The sequence below is a fragment of the Burkholderia crassaminum genome (assembly GCF_964265005.1).
In the GTDB taxonomy this organism is placed as follows: domain Bacteria; phylum Pseudomonadota; class Gammaproteobacteria; order Burkholderiales; family Burkholderiaceae; genus Burkholderia.
The window spans coordinates 2,926,321-2,941,129 of record NZ_OZ183800.1 but is presented as its reverse complement, the minus strand read 5'-3'; the positions used below and the strand labels follow the sequence as shown (position 1 = coordinate 2,941,129).

Genomic DNA, 14,809 nt, shown 5'->3' with positions numbered 1-14,809 from the left:
CTACCCGGTCAGAAACGCACCACCTGTTTCTGTTCGACGCTGAAACCGTCACGCAGCACGCTGGCCGAATCCGCGAAGTAGCGGCGGGTTTCCGACAGCAGGTCGGTGTTGCCGCGACGGCAGAACACGACACCCGATCCTTCCTCCGTCAGCAGTTCGTCGATCAGCGATTCGGGTTGCCCGATATCGGCGAGATGGACGTTCTGCACGCCGTGCGCGAGCGCATCGAGCGCGTCCCGCACGCAGGGCGCCGCAGCGGCGGCCGGATGCTCGGCAAGCCATTGCTCGAGTTCCGTGATGCCGTAGAGGCCGGCGAGCTCGCCGAGTTCGCGCAGCAGCGTGCCTTCGACCATCATCACCAGCGTCACGGCGCCCGTGCGCTGCGCGAAGAGGCTGCCGAGCCGTTCCGCGCGCAGCAGGTGATCGTGGCCTGCGTCGTCCGGAGCGACCGGCATCACGACGGGCACCAGTCCGTTTTCGAGAAACGCGTTCAGCGCGGTGCCGTCGAACCGGGCGACCGTGCCCGTGTCGGTGCGGTCGGAATCCGCGCTTGCCACCAGCAGGCCGCCATCGTGACCGTCAATGCCGATCGCCTTGGCGCCGTGACTGCCGATCAGGCGCACCAGTTCATGATTGACGCCCGCCATCGCCGCGTGCACGGCGTGGATCGATTGCGAACCGGACGCGGCCGGACCACCCTGGACGACGATCGGTCGAACGCCGGTGAGTGCGAGCAGCGCGACATCCTGCGCGAATGCCTGACGGGCGCGCACATCGCCAGCGGCGCCGCCATCGACGATGACGACGGTCTGCCCGTGCAGGGCCTGCATGAACGGCAGCGAGCGCGCGAGGCCGGCTACGCGCCGTGACGTCTGAGTGGGACTTTCAGGGTCTGGGAACATGGGAGTCCGAATGGATGAAGGGAGTGCCTGTTGCCGCACGGTGCGGCATCAATGCGTGCGTTGCATCAACTGGTGAATCTCGGCCGGCGTCAGCGCGTCGCGCGATGCCTGCCGGAACGGGCGTTCGCTGAAACACCGCGCCGCGTCGGCGAGCAGTTCAAGGTGCGCGCGATCGTCCTCTTTCGGCAGGACCAGCACGATGAATTCACGCACGGGCTTGCGGTCCGGCGCGTTGAAGATGAACGGATACTGCGCGCGAACGAACAACGCGACGGCCGAGCGGAGGCCGTCGACGCGCGCATGCGGAATCGCGACGCCCTGGCCGAGGCCGGTCGAGCCGAGTTGCTCGCGCTTCGTCAGTTCGGTCCTGATCCGTTCCGCGGATACCCCACTGCCGCGCTCGATAGTTCGCGCGACGAGGTCGAACAACTGGATCGCGCTTTCGACGGGCACGTCGAGCAGGATGTTGTCCGGCGGGCAGGCGTCGGCCAGCCGTGCCGCGAACGGTGCACCGCCGCGTCGGTAGGGAAGGTCGGGTTGGCCGCCAGCGGCGGCCTGCTGCGTTTGCATGCGGATCTCTCCGTGTCGGGATGACAGGGAAATCCTAGACAAAACCGCGTAAAGACGGTGTCAGATACGCGGGGGCCCGGTATTAAAATTGTGTATCGATCGCCGATGGAACCGAGCCCGATACGCACCGCCTCAGGTGCCCGACAGCACGAACGGCAGCGTCGTCAGCAGAAACACCGAAATGCCGACGACCGGCGCGCCGAACGCGATCGCCGCGAACGCCACCGCGGCGCTGGCCAGCACGAGCGTCCTCGACACCCGTCGGTGCCGGTCGTGTGCAGCCGCCCTGTCATCGCGGATTGCATCGGTCCGCGCACCGATCACGTGTTTCCAGAACGTCAGGCCAAGCATGATTGCTCCTGTATGAAAGATGACCGGGACGAGGCGCGCGAGGCGCCCGCCAGGCGGGTCAGCAGCGCTTGAGCTTGAGCACGCGCGAGATCTGCCCGGACGTGAAGCTGCTGTTGCGCACGTAAGGCGCGCAGTCGAGCGGTGCGGTGAGCGATTCGCTGACGACGTACTGGCCGACGAAGCGGTACGCGTCGGTTGCCATGCGGATGAACACCGGAATGGCATCGCGTTGCGCGGCGAGCGTCCTGCCGGCCGCCCGCGCGGATGCGCTACCGTCGCAGAGGATCACGTCGGGCGCATGCGGGTTGAGGTCCGTGCGCAGGCAGGCGGCCACGACCTTGCCGTTCTTCGTCGGCAGGAACGCCTGCTTGCTGCCGCCGCACGCGGTGTGGATGAATTCGCGGGTGTACTGCTTGTCGATCTCGAACATGATCGGGCTCCGGTATCGGGAACTTCCGTTGGTTAAATCAGGTATGCAAAATAAACTGGATGAGATCGGCATGCGGGACGCAGGCATGCCAATCGATCGTTGCCGCGGCGGCGGATCGATGGCGCGTCGTGATACGGGAGTTTCCGCGTGAACGCGCTCGCATTGCGCGATGCGCGGCTAACGCATCGACGTCGTGTTCAAGCGTGCACGGGAAGGACTACGACGCGCACCGTCCGCCTGCTGGCAGGACGGTGGCTCGGGAAAAGAGAGACGCAGGCGTCCTGCCTGTCAGGCAGAAAAGCAACTCGGAGGGCGAGGACTTCGGATGCGCATGGTGCGTACTCGGTGATGGATTGCGAACACATTCTAGTGAACGCACGCGCGGCTGCAAGTAAAAAGGTCGTAAAGGTTGCGCGGCCGGTGTGGGACGATGCTGCGTGCTGCGTGCTGCGTGCTGCGTGCTGCGTGCTGCGTGCTGCGTGCTGCGTGCTGCGTGCTGCGTGCTGCGTGCTGCGTGCTGCGCACTACGTGCTATGGGCAAGGGCTACGTGCACTGCCAGAGATGCGCGCTGGTGCGGCACGGCGCGCACCAGAACGTGTAGTTCGCGCCGCCGCTGCCCCACAGCCATTCGCCGCCGTCCGTTTGCGGAAGGTGGGAATCGAGCTGCATGACGAATGACATCTTGCGGCCGCAATCCGGACAGTCGGGATACCACGCGGACTGTACCCACGACGGTGCGCCGCCGACACGGCTCAGGTTCTGTCGGTCGTTCGATTCGCCCCAGTCCTGCCGCGTCCAGCGTGCCGGTGCGGCGAAGAGGGCAACGTCTGCCTCCACGAATGCGGCGGCCGGATACTCCGGCTGGATCGCGCTGTCGCGTTGCTGGGACGGGTGCGCACACGCGTTGCCCGCATCGTCGTGCCGGTGGAACAGCGGGCCGTCGCTCTCCCAGCCGACGCACGACAGGCAGGTGTCGAACGACAAGGGCGTCGTGCTGTCGATGCCTGCTTCAACAGGGTGCGGCAGCCGCAACAACCGATGCAGCGGCTCGTGACACAGGCCGCATCGATGCGTCGACACGCCGCCGAAGCGCGCGCCCGATCGATGCGCCTCGCCGGCATGCCAGGTTGGATGATGCGCGTGAATCTCGCGTTTCCACTTCGGCATCTCGCGGAGTCTCGGCGCGCGCAGTGTCACGCCGAAGTCGATATGCAGCGGCGATTCGCCATGCAACGCGCGCAACGTGTCGTGTTCCTGCGCATAGCCGGCGGACATGAGCCGGTTGGCGCATTTCCCGGGATCGTCCGGAAATAACCGGGCTGCGGCGTCGCGAATGGCTGCCGGGTGTCGCGAATGCAGCAGTGCGATGGCGCGTTCGTGCGCCGCGTCGTCGCGGGAGGGGGCGTCCGCAAGCCGGCCACGCCATGCTTCGACCGTCGCCGGATCGAGCATCCGCCACGCGTTTTCCTCGTAGTACACGCGCGGCGACCGCTTCGTGGTGGCGACGTCGAGGAACACGTCCCAGTGACCGGAAAATACCTGCGGCGTCTGCATCACCGCGCTCGACAACACGCTCGCGAGTCGCTCGTTCCATGCGCCGTTGCGGACGTTTTGCCACGCTTTGGCGGCGACGTTCGCGAAAGCGGTGTCGTCCATCAGGTCGAGCGCGGCGTCGAGGAAGGTCGTATGCGACAGCTCTCGATCGAACGAAGCGATCACGAGGTCGGCGAGCGCCGCCGGGTCGTCGCGCCGCAGGGCCAGCATCTGCGACATCGGATCGTTGCCGGTCCAGCCGAGGCGTTCGTAGTCGTCGAGTATGGTTTGTGCAGTCGGCATGGCGGGGAACGGTGAAGGTTCGACGAGTGAGCGGAAGCCGGGTGGATCAACGCCCGGCGAGCATCCGCCCGCCGACGCCCATCAGCAGCAGACCGGCCGCGGTATCGAGCACGGCCTTGCGACGCACCAGCAGCGCGCGCACCGACGGGTGCGATGCGAGCAGCGCCATCGTGCAGTACCACGCGGCCGATATCGCAACCGACAGCGTGACGACCGCGAGGTCGAGCCATGCCGGTGCATGGGCCGGCACCATCAGCGCGAAGATGCTCCCGTAGAACGCGACCGATTTCGGATTCGTCATGCTGACGACGTAGCCCTTTTTCGCGGCGTGCCAGTCGGACGCGGCGGCCGGTGCGGCGGCGGGCAACGGCTTGCGCGCGGTCAGGATCATTTTCAGGCCGAGCCAGATCAGGTAGGCGGCGCCCGCCAGTCGCAACGCCGTGTGCACCCATGCGACATGCGTGACCAGCAGGCTGAGCCCGGCGATCGCGATGGCCGCCCAGGTGCCGGACGCGGCAGACAGGCCAAGGCCGGTCATCACGCCGGCGCGGCGTGACGCGACCGCGGTGGACGTCACGATCACGAAGTTCGGGCCGGGGCTGGCGACACTCAGCAAAAGGACGCCGGCGAGCGGCAGCAAGGTGTTGATGGTGGTCGACATGGCGCGGACGGTAGGGCGGCGAGACGGGCGTTCATCTTACCCGAGCGCGCCGGCAGGCCGGCACACCGCCCGGTTTCGCCGATCCCATGCAAAAAACGCGTGACGACTTTCGTCGCCACGCGTTGCCTGCGTCTTGCAGTGCATGCACGGGGCCGTGCACGCCCGCCGCGCATGCCGGCGAACCGGCACACGCGACACGCCGTCAGAAATCGAACCCGGGCCCACCCGCGCCCGGGCCGCCCGGCGCTGCCGCCGGTGCCGCATCCTTCGGCGCTTCGAACACGGTGGCATCGGTCGTCAGCAGCAGCCCCGCGACCGACGCCGCGTTCTGCAGTGCCGTGCGCGTGACCTTGGTCGGGTCGAGCACGCCCGACTCGACGAGGTCGCCGTATTCGCCCGTCTGCGCGTTGTACCCGAAGTTGCCCGAGCCTTCGGCCACCTTCGCGACGACGACGCTCGCTTCCTCGCCTGCGTTCGCGACGATCTGGCGCAGCGGTTCCTCGAGCGCGCGCAGCACGATCTTGATGCCCGCGTTCTGGTCGGCGTTCACGCCCTGCAGTTCGCGGATCGCCTGCCGCACGCGGATCAGCGCGACACCGCCGCCCGGCACGATGCCTTCCTCGACGGCCGCGCGCGTGGCGTGCAGCGCGTCGTCGACGCGGTCCTTCTTTTCCTTCACTTCGATCTCGGTGGCACCGCCGACCTTGATGACCGCCACACCGCCCGCGAGCTTCGCGACGCGTTCCTGCAGTTTCTCGCGGTCGTAGTCCGACGTCGCTTCCTCGATCTGCACGCGGATCTGCTTCACGCGCGCCTCGATGTTCTTCGCATCGCCCGCGCCGTCGATCACGGTCGTGTTTTCCTTGCCGACCTCGATGCGCTTCGCCTGGCCGAGTTCAGCCAGCGTCGCCTTTTCGAGCGTCAGGCCCGTTTCCTCGGCGATCACCTGCCCGCCGGTCAGGATCGCGATGTCTTCGAGCAGTGCCTTGCGGCGGTCGCCGAAGCCCGGCGCCTTCACGGCCACCGTCTTCAGGATCCCGCGGATGTTGTTGACGACCAGCGTCGCGAGCGCTTCGCCTTCGACATCTTCCGCGATGATCAGCAGCGGCCGGCCCGATTTCGCGACCTGTTCGAGCACCGGCAGCAGGTCGCGGATGTTCGAGATCTTCTTGTCGTGCAGCAGGATGTACGGGCTTTCGATCTCGGCGATCTGCTTGTCGGGATTGTTGATGAAGTACGGCGACAGGTAGCCGCGATCGAACTGCAGCCCCTCGACGACATCGAGCTCGTCCGCGAGCGACTTGCCGTCCTCGACGGTAATCACGCCTTCCTTGCCGACGCGGTCGATCGCTTCCGCGATGCGCTGGCCGATCGACTCCTCGCCGTTTGCGGAGATCGTCGCGACCTGCGCGATTTCCTTGCTCGTGGTGGTCGGCCGGCTGATCTTCTTCAGCTCTTCGACGGCCGCGGCGACGGCCTTGTCGATGCCGCGCTTCAGGTCGAGCGGATTGAGCCCGGCCGCGACGTACTTCTGGCCTTCGCGGACGATCGCCTGCGCGAGCACGGTGGCCGTCGTGGTACCGTCGCCGGCCGCATCGCTGGTGCGCGACGCGACTTCCTTCACGAGCTGCGCGCCGATGTTCTGCAGCTTGTCGGCGAGTTCGATTTCCTTCGCGACCGACACACCGTCCTTCGTGACGACCGGTGCGCCGAAGCTGCGTTCGAGCACGACGTTGCGGCCCTTCGGCCCGAGCGTGACCTTCACTGCGTTCGCGAGAATGTTCACGCCTTCCGTCAGCTTCGCACGTGCGACGTCGCTGAAAATGATTTCCTTCGCTGCCATGATTGCGCTCCGTTATTGATTGACGACTGCGACGATGTCTTCCTCGCGCAGCACGAGAAACTCGTTGCCGTCCACCTTGACGGCCTGGCCCGCGTACTTGCCGAACAGCACGCGCTCGCCGACCTGCAGGTCGAGCACGATGCGCTGGCCGTCCGCATCCTTGCGGCCGGGGCCGACGGCGATCACTTCACCCTGGTCGGGCTTTTCCGCGGCGCTGTCGGGGATCACGATGCCCGACGCGGTGGTGGTTTCCTGGTCGAGTCGCTTCACGATCACGCGGTCGTGCAAGGGGCGTAGGCTCATTTGTTCGTCCTGTGCTGATCTGTCGAAATTGGCTGGCACTCTTTGGAAGAGAGTGCTGACGAGTATAAAAATGCGCGGCGGCGCGATCCAATAACGGATTCGGAAATGCATTCGCGCCGTCGTGCAAAGCGCGTGGCGCCCGCTACTGCGACACAGCCTGCTGCGCGGCGGGCGTGCAGACCGGGCGGATCGTCTCGCCGGCGAGCACGCGCTTCACGAACGGGATCGAATCGGCGAGCGACGCGTTCACGGTGCCGTTGTGTTCGCGGCCCGCGTACAGGTGCGCTTCGACCGTCGTGCCGGCCGCGCATGCATCCTTCGCGAGCGCGAGTTCGAGCGGCGCGAGCCCGTCGTCCGCGCCCGCGCCGATGAAGACGGGCGTGGCGATCTTCAGCGTCGGGTACGTCAGGTACGCGTCCCACCACGCCTTCAGCCGTGCATCGCCGCCGGGCTTCACGGTGTTCGCGTGCGTGAGGTGCGCGAGCGCGGCATCGTCCTCGAGCGACGCGAGGCAACTGGTGCGCGCCTGTTCGAGGATCGGCAGCGCCTGGTCGGTCAGCACTTCGTCCGCACGCAGCGACGGGTCGATCTGCTGCGCGGACAGCACCGAGTAAAACTGGTACGCGAGCGTCGGGTCGACGCGCTCGGGATCGCGCCGGTACGCACTGTCGAACTTCGGCAGCGACGCGAGCGTGGCGGGCGATGCGTTGTAGATCGTTCCGGTGGCAACGGTCGCGCGGATCGCGAGTTCGGGCGCATAGGCGCTCGCGTAGCCGGCCGCCGCGAACACGGCCGAGCCGCCTTGCGACTGGCCGACGAGCACAACCTCGTTCGCGAGGCCCGGCACGCCGCCGAGCACCGCGCGCACGCTGTCGAGCAGCGTGTAGCTGTTCGAGCGGTTGTTGAGCTGCGGATTCGGGCCCGGCGTGCCGAGCCCCTGATAATCGGTCGCGACGACCGCGAACCCCTGCTGAAGCCATGCGTTCAGGTAGCGCACGTCGCGATACGAGCGGCCAAACCACGACGGCGCGCAGATATCGGCCATCCCGAACGTGCCGTGCGCCCACGCGACGATCGGCCAGCCGCCGGCGGGTGGCGTGCCGCGCGGCACGAACAGCGCACCCGACACGGCGATCGGCGTGTGGCCGCCGACACCGTCGGTCGACGCATAGAGGATGCGCAGCTGGCGCCCGGCGCTCGCGAGCCCGAGCGTCGCGGGTAGCGGCTCGGTGCGCAGCAGCACGCCGGGCGTCGCCGGAATGTCGCGGTCCCATGTGTAGAACGCGGACACGCGGCCGTCGCCCTGCAGCGGGTCGGGTGCGGGAACGCGGCCGGGCGAAGCCGCGTATGAAAGGAACGACGATACGGCGAGTGCCGAAGCCAGCAGCGTGCGCGCGGCGCAGCCGCGCAAGGGGAGGAGCGTCATGGTCGGATGGAGGTCGATGAGATCGGATCGGATGCGCCGGACATTGCACGGCGCGGGCCGATCACGACGCAAGTTTCGAACCAGCGCAGCCGTTGCGTGTGCGGCGCGCGGTGCGACGGGGCGTTGTGTCGTACGGCGTGTGCTGCATGCAGGCACCGGCTGTGCGTCGCGCAGCAATCCGGGCCGGCGGGCTGTTGCTCCCGCAACAGCAGCATGTGCATGGCTCGTGCCGCACGCGGTGTGCCCGGTGCGCACGCACCGTGGCGCGGGCGTTCGATGCGGGCGTGCGCGGCTGGCACGATTGCTGCTGATCCGGTCGGCGTGCGTCGCGGCGTCGCGACGCGATCCTCTCTGTTCACCCGATCAAGGAAACCGTTCTCATGTCCGTCACCTCAACCATCGACAGCGGCGAACTCGTGGCATTCGTCGAGCGCGCCACGCGCGAGTTCACGCAGGCCGCGCGCGTGCTGAAGGACACGCGCACGCTGTCCGCGACCAACACGTTCCAGGCGTTCCAGCGCGTGCCGGGCACCGAGCTCGTCGTCGCGCTGTCGGCGCTGAGCCCGTGGGCCGCGTCGCAGGAGATCCAGCCGGTGGTCGTGACGTTCGACGGCGACGTGCTGCATGGCGATGCGCGCGCGGGCGGCAACGGGCCGCGCTATGCGGACGTGTTCCGCGAGGTGCCGGACGTCGGTGTCGTGATCCACGTGCACGGCCCGTACCTCGGCGCATGGGCGAGCGCGCATCGCCCGCTGCCGATCCGCTATGCGCCGGCCGCGCGCTACACGCGCGCCCGCGAGATCCCGGTGTATGTCGATCGCCGTCCCGGCGAGCCGCGTTTCATCGTCGACACGATCCGCCGCGACTCCGAAGTACCGGCGATCATCGAGGCGAATGGCGGCGCGACCTTCTGGGGCACCTCGATCCTCGACGTGTCGAAGTACATCCTGATCCTCGAGGAAGCCGCGTATTTCCAGGCGCTCGCGGAGCCGCTCGGCGGCTCGCTCGAGTTCGGGCCGGGCGCGCTCGAACAGCAATGGAAGATGACCGGTCTCGCGTGACCTCGGGTGACTTCGCGCGGCGGCCGGCGCAATCCGGCCGTCGTCATACCGATAGCTCGATGAATTGGTTCGTGGCCGGCGCGCGTCTTGCTATCGTCGAACCTTCCCCGTTCAACACGCCGGTCGTGCCATGGCCATCTTCAGTTTGCCGGACCCGACTTCGCATGCGATCACGATCCGTGCGAAGGCGCTGACGTTCGACGATCCCAAGTCGCGCGTACTGCTCGAGCGCATCCAGCTCGTCGCGCCAAGCGACGCGACCGTGCTCGTCACCGGCGAGAGCGGCACCGGCAAGGAGCTGATCGCACGCCTCGTGCATTCGCTGAGCGAGCGCCACGACGGCCCGTTCGTTGCGGTCAACTGCGGTGCGTTCTCCGAGACGCTGATCGAAAGCGAGCTGTTCGGCCACGAACGCGGCGCGTTTACCGGCGCGATCAACAGCCAGCCCGGCTGGTTCGAATCCGCGAATCGCGGCACGCTGTTTCTGGATGAAGTGGGCGACCTGCCGCTGTCCGCGCAGGTCAAGCTGCTGCGCGTGCTGCAGGAGCGCGAAGTGACGCCGGTCGGCTCGCGCAAGACCGTGAAGATCGACGTACGGCTCGTCGCGGCGACCAACGTGAATCTCGAGGCTGCGGTGCGCGCGGGCAATTTCCGCGAGGATCTTTATTACCGGCTCAACGTCGTGAAGCTGAGCCTGTTGCCGCTGCGCGAGCGGCCCGGCGACATCGCGCCGCTGATCGAGCACTTCATCGACACCTATGCGAAGCGGCTGCGCGTCGCCGCGCCGACGCTCACGGACGCCGCGCGCGCACGGCTGCATGCGCACGCGTGGCCGGGCAATATCCGCGAACTCGAGAACGTGATCCACCACGCGGTGCTGATCTGCGCGGGTGGCGCGATCGATGTGGGCGACCTGCAGTTCTCCGCGCTGTCGCTCGCGCCCGAGGCCGGCGACCCGCGCGCCTCGGCGGCGGCCCCGCCGCGCCGGGCGCGCGACGTGGCCGAGGCGACCGATGCGCTGCGCCATGCGGTGATCGAGCTGCTGGATCTCGGCACGCCGGCGCTCTGGCAGCACATCGAGGACACTGTCTACCGCAGCGTGTTCGACTACAGCGAACACAACCAGCTGCGCATGTCGCGCCTGCTCGACCAGTCGCGCAACATCGTGCGCGCGCGGCTCGCGCAGCTCGGCATCCTGAAGCCGCGCGACGCGGGTGATGGAGGCGACGCCGACGCGCGGCTGCGCCGTCAGGCGTGATCGCGCCAGCGCAGCGCGCGCTGCGCGATCCGCTCGCATAGCGCACTCATGCCGACAGCGAGCGCCGTCACCCCCAGCACGCACACCAGCAACACGTCGGCGCGCGCGCCGGCCTGCGCGTTCTGCATCAGGCTGCCGACACCCGCACCCGCGTTGAACAGCAGCTCGCTGCTGGTCGCCGTGATCCAGGCGAACGGCACGGCTTGTAGCACGCCCGCGAACAGGTCGGGCAGCGCGCCGGGAATCAGCACGTCGCGCCACAGGCCGATGTGCGTCAGGCGATACGACTGCGCGAGTTCGACATAGCGCGGATCGACGCGGCGCAGCCCGTCGAAGCTCGCGGTGGTCATCGGGTAAAACGCGGCGAGCGCGATGATGAGCACCTTCGCGAATTCGCCGCTGCCGGCCCACAAACTCAGCAGCGGAATCAACCCGAGCAGCGGCACGTAGCGCAGTGCCTGGAACGCCGGCTCGCCGAGCTTGCGCGCGAGCGTCGAGCGTGCCATTGCCGCGCCGAACACGAGCCCGAACACGACGCCCGCCGCCAGGCCGAGCGTCGTGCGGCGCAGGCTCGCGCCGAGATCGGTGGCGAGTTCGCCGCTGCGGGCGAGTTCGACGAGTGCGGCGCCGACCTGCTGCAACGGCACGAACGCGTATTGATGGGCCGCGTCGCCGGAGGACGCGTATTGCCATGCGGCCAGCAACAGGGCCGGCACGACGAGGCCGCGTGCGCGGCGGCGCAGCGCGACGAACGAGAGGGGGCGCGTAGCGAGGGTCATTCGAAGCCTGTCCGTTCAGCGCGCGGGCGTCTGCCAGCGCAATGCGTAGCGTTGCACGAGCGCGATCGACCGGTCGATCGCGAAGCCGATCAGCCCGATCACCGCGACGTCGATGAGCACCACGTCGAGCCGCAGCATCTGCCGTGCGAGTTCCATCATCTGGCCGATCCCGCTGTCGGCGCTGAGCAGCTCGACCGCGACGAGCGCGAGCCACGCGCGTGCGAGCGCGATCCGCACGCCGGTCAGTAGCGGCGGCAACGCGGCCGGCAGCAGCACGTCGCGCAGCAGCGCGAAGCGGCCGAGCCCGTAGTGGCGCGCCATCTCGACGAGATCGCGCGGCGCGTCATGCACGCCCGTGTACGCGGCCAGCGCAACCGGGAAGAACACGGCCTTGCCGACGACGACGAGCTTCAGCGGCTCGTCGACGCCGATCAGCAGGATCAGCAGCGGAATCAGCGTGAGCGTCGGCACCTGCCGCAGCAGGTCGAAGGTCGGCCGCAGGTAGTCGGAGAACAGCCGGCTGCGCGCCAGCAGGATGCCGAACGCGGCCCCGCCCGTCGCGCCGATCGCGAACCCGAGCGCGAGGCGATGCAGCGTGATCAGCAGGTTGTCGCGCAGTTCGCCGGTGTCGAGCAGGGTGCGCAGCGTCGCCGCGAGCCGTTCGGGCGGCACGACGAGCTGCGGCGGGAACCAGCGCTGCGCGCTCGCGAGCCACCACAGCGTGACGAACGCGACGGGCGTGGCCCACCACAGCGCCAGCCCGCCGAAGCGGGCCACGCCGGGCAGGCGGGCTGCGCGGGCGCCGTTCGATGCGAGGGCGTGCACCGGCATCAGCGGCTCGCGACGCGCGCCGCATCGGCGCGCCAGTAGCCGTCGAGCCCGAGCTGCTTGAGCGCGGTCGCGACGAACGTCGGCGCGAGCAGCGCATTCACGTCGACCGGCGTGGACGTCAGGCCGGCCTGGCGGCTATACGCGACGACGTCGCGATAGTGACCGGTCAGCGCGGGCGTGAAGAGCGGCGTCCATTGCTCTTTCCACGGTGTCGCCTCGTCCGCGTATTCGCGGCGCACGACGCTTTCCGGCTGGCCGGACGCGCTCAGGATCTTCACGTACGCGTCGCGGTTCTGCGGCTGCGAGATCCAGTGCGCGGCACGCACGTAGGCCGTCGCGACGAGCTGCGTGATGTCGGGGTAGCGTCGCACGAAATCGTCGGACGCCCACAGTTCAGCGCGCATCTTCCAGTCGTCGGGCGCGGTCTTGGTCGACCAGATGATCTTGCCGACGTGCTTGTCGACGAGCGAATACGCGTCGGACAGCGTGAAGAAGCCGTCGACCCGGCCGGCCGCGACGGCCGCTGCACCGGCCTGCGGATCGAGGTTGTAGATCCTGAAGTCGGACAGCTTCAGCCCGTTCTCCGCGAGCAGCTTGCTGAACGTGACTTCCCACGGCCGGCCGCGATTGAGCGCGATGCGCTTGCCTTTCAGGTCGACGATCGATTTCGCGGTCGAGCCGGCCGGCACGACGAGATACGTGTTGCTGCCGACCCCGCCCGGCACGATCAGGCGCGTATGCGTGCCCGACGCGTTGACGACGACCGACGGCAGGTCGCCGTAGCCCGCGAAGTCGATGCTGCCGTTCGTGAACGCCTCGTTGACGAGCGTGCCGACCGCCGCGGTCGATACGGGCACCCATTGCAGCGTCACGTGCCGCGCGGCGAGCGCTTTCTCGAGCGACTTGTCGGCGTCGATCAGCGCGGATGCGCCCGCGTATTGCGTCTTGCCGCCGCTCGAATACGCGACGACGGCGATTCGCACCACCTTGGGCGCATCGTCCGCGTGCGCGGCCGGTGCGGCGAGCGATGCCGCGGCAAACGGCAGCGCGGCGAACAGCGCACGCAGCGGGCGGCGCAGCGAGGCGAGGGAGAGCGTGTGTTTCATGATGGTCCGGAGCAGTGGGCGGAAAGGGGGCTGACGCGGCGGCTCACGCGCGTTTCTGCCGCGACGGCCGCAGCACGTCGGCGAGCGGGCGCGGGTCGATCCAGTCGGCGACGTCGAAGTCGGCTTCCAGAAACCCCCGCTCGTGCAGGAACGTCTTGAAGTCGTCGAGCGCGGCGACCGATTCGTCGTCGAGGTTGACGCCGAGGTGCCGGTGCAGCTGGTTGCCGTACGCGGCGCGGACCCAGTCGATCGACGACGCGGTTTCGCCGGCCACGTAGTGCGCGGTTTCGTCGGGATGCGTGCCGGCCCATTCACCGGCCGCGACCACGAGCTTCAGGAAGCCGGCGACGATGTCCGGATGGTTCGCGAGCACGTCCGCGTTGACGGTCAGCGGGCGCGGCGTGCCGTTGTTGTTGCGGATCGAGCGCTCCGGATGAAAGCCGATGTCGATCACGACGTGCGCGCCGATCAGCTGCGCGATCTCGAGGCCGGTCGAGCCCTTCACGTAGATCGCGTCGACTTCGCCGCGCAGCAGCGCGCCGGCTTCGGCCGCGTACAGCGCGCGGCTCGAGAAGCCGTGCGGCGACGCGAACAGGTCCGCCGCGCGCGCCGGCCCGACGGCCTGCAGCGTGCGCGCCTGCACGTCGACGAGTTCGACGTCGCGCGTGGTCAGCCCGTCGAGGCTCAGCGCATTGACGAAGCCGCGCAGCGCCGACGCGCGAAAGATGTCGATGCGATCGTCGGGGCGGCTCGGGATCGCGATGCGGCGCCCGCGCAAGGCCTTCACCGTGCGGATGCCCGAGTCGGGCCGCGCGAGGATCAACTGCGACTCGTCGACCCACGACAGCCCGATCACGCGCGTATTCGCGCCGTTCGAGCGCGCCCACATCGCGGGGATGCTGCCGCCCTGGCGAAACGACTGCGTCAGCGTGTGGTCGCTGATCGACGACACGTCGTGCCGCGTGGCGCCGCGCGGCGAGCGGATCGCGACGCCGTCGGCCGACGTCTCGCCGTTGAGCCAGCCGAGATGCACGGCGATGCCGAGCGGGGTCGGCACGGGCGATCGGGCGTACCAGAACGGCTGCTGCTTGTCCGATGACGAATCGGGCCTGTCTGTCATGTGTGAGATTCCCTCTCTGCGTAAGCATGGTCGATGCGCGGTCGCGCACGGTGTCGCACGGCGTCGGTGCCGCCCGCGCGGGCCGGTCAACGTTGCAAGTTCCGGGCCAGTGAACGGAAACGGCGCGGCCGCGCGCGGCACGGGCGTCGCGCGGGAGGGGCGCTGCATGTGCCGATGCATGGCCTGTTGCGTCAGCAACAGTCGCGTCGGCCGCTGTTGCGCGCGCAGCAGCGATGCGGCCGGTGCAGCAGCGCGGCACAGGCCTGTCGCGATCGCGCCGGCTGCGGTCAGGCGGGTGCGATCCGATTGCCGCCGACGCCCGGTGTGCAAG

At 68.4% G+C, this 14,809-nt stretch carries 15 protein-coding genes; 2 read left to right on the top strand and 13 right to left on the bottom strand.

The annotated features are described in order from the left end of the window. Window positions 1-8 precede the first annotated feature (8 nt). The 9 genes from ACPTTF_RS30210 to ACPTTF_RS30170 all read right to left on the bottom strand — a co-directional run bounded on the left by ACPTTF_RS30210 (window position 9) and on the right by ACPTTF_RS30170 (window position 8,323). A complete protein-coding gene (locus tag ACPTTF_RS30210; protein ID WP_423369378.1) occupies window positions 9-902 on the bottom strand; it encodes an acetylglutamate kinase in 894 nt (297 codons plus the stop codon). A gap of 48 nt (window positions 903-950) precedes the next feature. Then, window positions 951-1,472: a PTS sugar transporter subunit IIA gene (locus ACPTTF_RS30205; RefSeq protein ID WP_423369377.1), complete on the bottom strand. Its 522-nt coding sequence runs from the start codon at window positions 1,470-1,472 to the stop codon at window positions 951-953. Between the two features lie 132 nt (window positions 1,473-1,604). Continuing rightward, window positions 1,605-1,823 carry a hypothetical protein gene (locus tag ACPTTF_RS30200; RefSeq protein ID WP_423369376.1) on the bottom strand — a complete coding sequence of 73 codons (219 nt, stop codon included), beginning with the start codon at window positions 1,821-1,823 and terminating at the stop codon, window positions 1,605-1,607. A 58-nt stretch (window positions 1,824-1,881) separates the two neighbouring features. After that, the gene (locus tag ACPTTF_RS30195; RefSeq protein ID WP_043178447.1) at window positions 1,882-2,253 is read right to left on the bottom strand and encodes a DUF6697 family protein; all 372 of its coding nucleotides are present in this window, start codon (window positions 2,251-2,253) and stop codon (window positions 1,882-1,884) included. Window positions 2,254-2,797: 544 nt separating this feature from the next. After that, window positions 2,798-4,090 (bottom strand): hypothetical protein, encoded by a 1,293-nt coding sequence (locus ACPTTF_RS30190; protein ID WP_423369375.1) that lies wholly within the window; start codon window positions 4,088-4,090, stop codon window positions 2,798-2,800. Between the two features lie 46 nt (window positions 4,091-4,136). Further along, a complete protein-coding gene (locus ACPTTF_RS30185; protein ID WP_423369374.1) occupies window positions 4,137-4,751 on the bottom strand; it encodes a LysE family translocator in 615 nt (204 codons plus the stop codon). Window positions 4,752-4,953: 202 nt separating this feature from the next. Beyond that, a complete protein-coding gene (gene groL, locus ACPTTF_RS30180) occupies window positions 4,954-6,594 on the bottom strand; it encodes a chaperonin GroEL (RefSeq protein ID WP_166954854.1) in 1,641 nt (546 codons plus the stop codon). Window positions 6,595-6,606: 12 nt separating this feature from the next. After that, window positions 6,607-6,897 (bottom strand): co-chaperone GroES, encoded by a 291-nt coding sequence (gene groES / locus ACPTTF_RS30175; RefSeq protein WP_048248265.1) that lies wholly within the window; start codon window positions 6,895-6,897, stop codon window positions 6,607-6,609. Between the two features lie 142 nt (window positions 6,898-7,039). Beyond that, window positions 7,040-8,323 (bottom strand): lipase family protein, encoded by a 1,284-nt coding sequence (locus ACPTTF_RS30170; protein ID WP_423369373.1) that lies wholly within the window; start codon window positions 8,321-8,323, stop codon window positions 7,040-7,042. A gap of 380 nt (window positions 8,324-8,703) precedes the next feature. On the opposite strand from ACPTTF_RS30170, the gene ACPTTF_RS30165 reads away from it, so the two are divergent. Continuing rightward, window positions 8,704-9,384, top strand: coding sequence for a class II aldolase/adducin family protein (locus ACPTTF_RS30165; RefSeq protein WP_423369372.1), 681 nt, complete (start codon window positions 8,704-8,706; stop codon window positions 9,382-9,384). Window positions 9,385-9,514: 130 nt separating this feature from the next. Then, window positions 9,515-10,642: a sigma-54 interaction domain-containing protein gene (locus ACPTTF_RS30160; protein WP_423369371.1), complete on the top strand. Its 1,128-nt coding sequence runs from the start codon at window positions 9,515-9,517 to the stop codon at window positions 10,640-10,642. Here the strand turns inward: ACPTTF_RS30160 and ACPTTF_RS30155 are convergent. From ACPTTF_RS30155 to ACPTTF_RS30140, 4 genes are read right to left on the bottom strand one after another with little or no spacing between them, the layout of a single operon-like run. Further along, a complete protein-coding gene (locus tag ACPTTF_RS30155; protein WP_423369370.1) occupies window positions 10,633-11,421 on the bottom strand; it encodes an ABC transporter permease in 789 nt (262 codons plus the stop codon). The two genes, ACPTTF_RS30160 and ACPTTF_RS30155, sit on opposite strands and share 10 nt — an antisense overlap. Window positions 11,422-11,436: 15 nt before the next feature. Beyond that, a complete protein-coding gene (locus ACPTTF_RS30150; RefSeq protein WP_423369369.1) occupies window positions 11,437-12,252 on the bottom strand; it encodes an ABC transporter permease in 816 nt (271 codons plus the stop codon). Next, window positions 12,252-13,358: a PhnD/SsuA/transferrin family substrate-binding protein gene (locus ACPTTF_RS30145; RefSeq protein WP_423369368.1), complete on the bottom strand. Its 1,107-nt coding sequence runs from the start codon at window positions 13,356-13,358 to the stop codon at window positions 12,252-12,254. The genes ACPTTF_RS30150 and ACPTTF_RS30145 overlap by 1 nt, the downstream gene beginning before the upstream one ends. 43 nt (window positions 13,359-13,401) lie before the next feature. After that, window positions 13,402-14,478, bottom strand: a complete 1,077-nt coding sequence (locus tag ACPTTF_RS30140) for an ABC transporter substrate-binding protein (protein WP_166954840.1) — start codon at window positions 14,476-14,478, stop codon at window positions 13,402-13,404. Window positions 14,479-14,809: the final 331 nt, after the last annotated feature.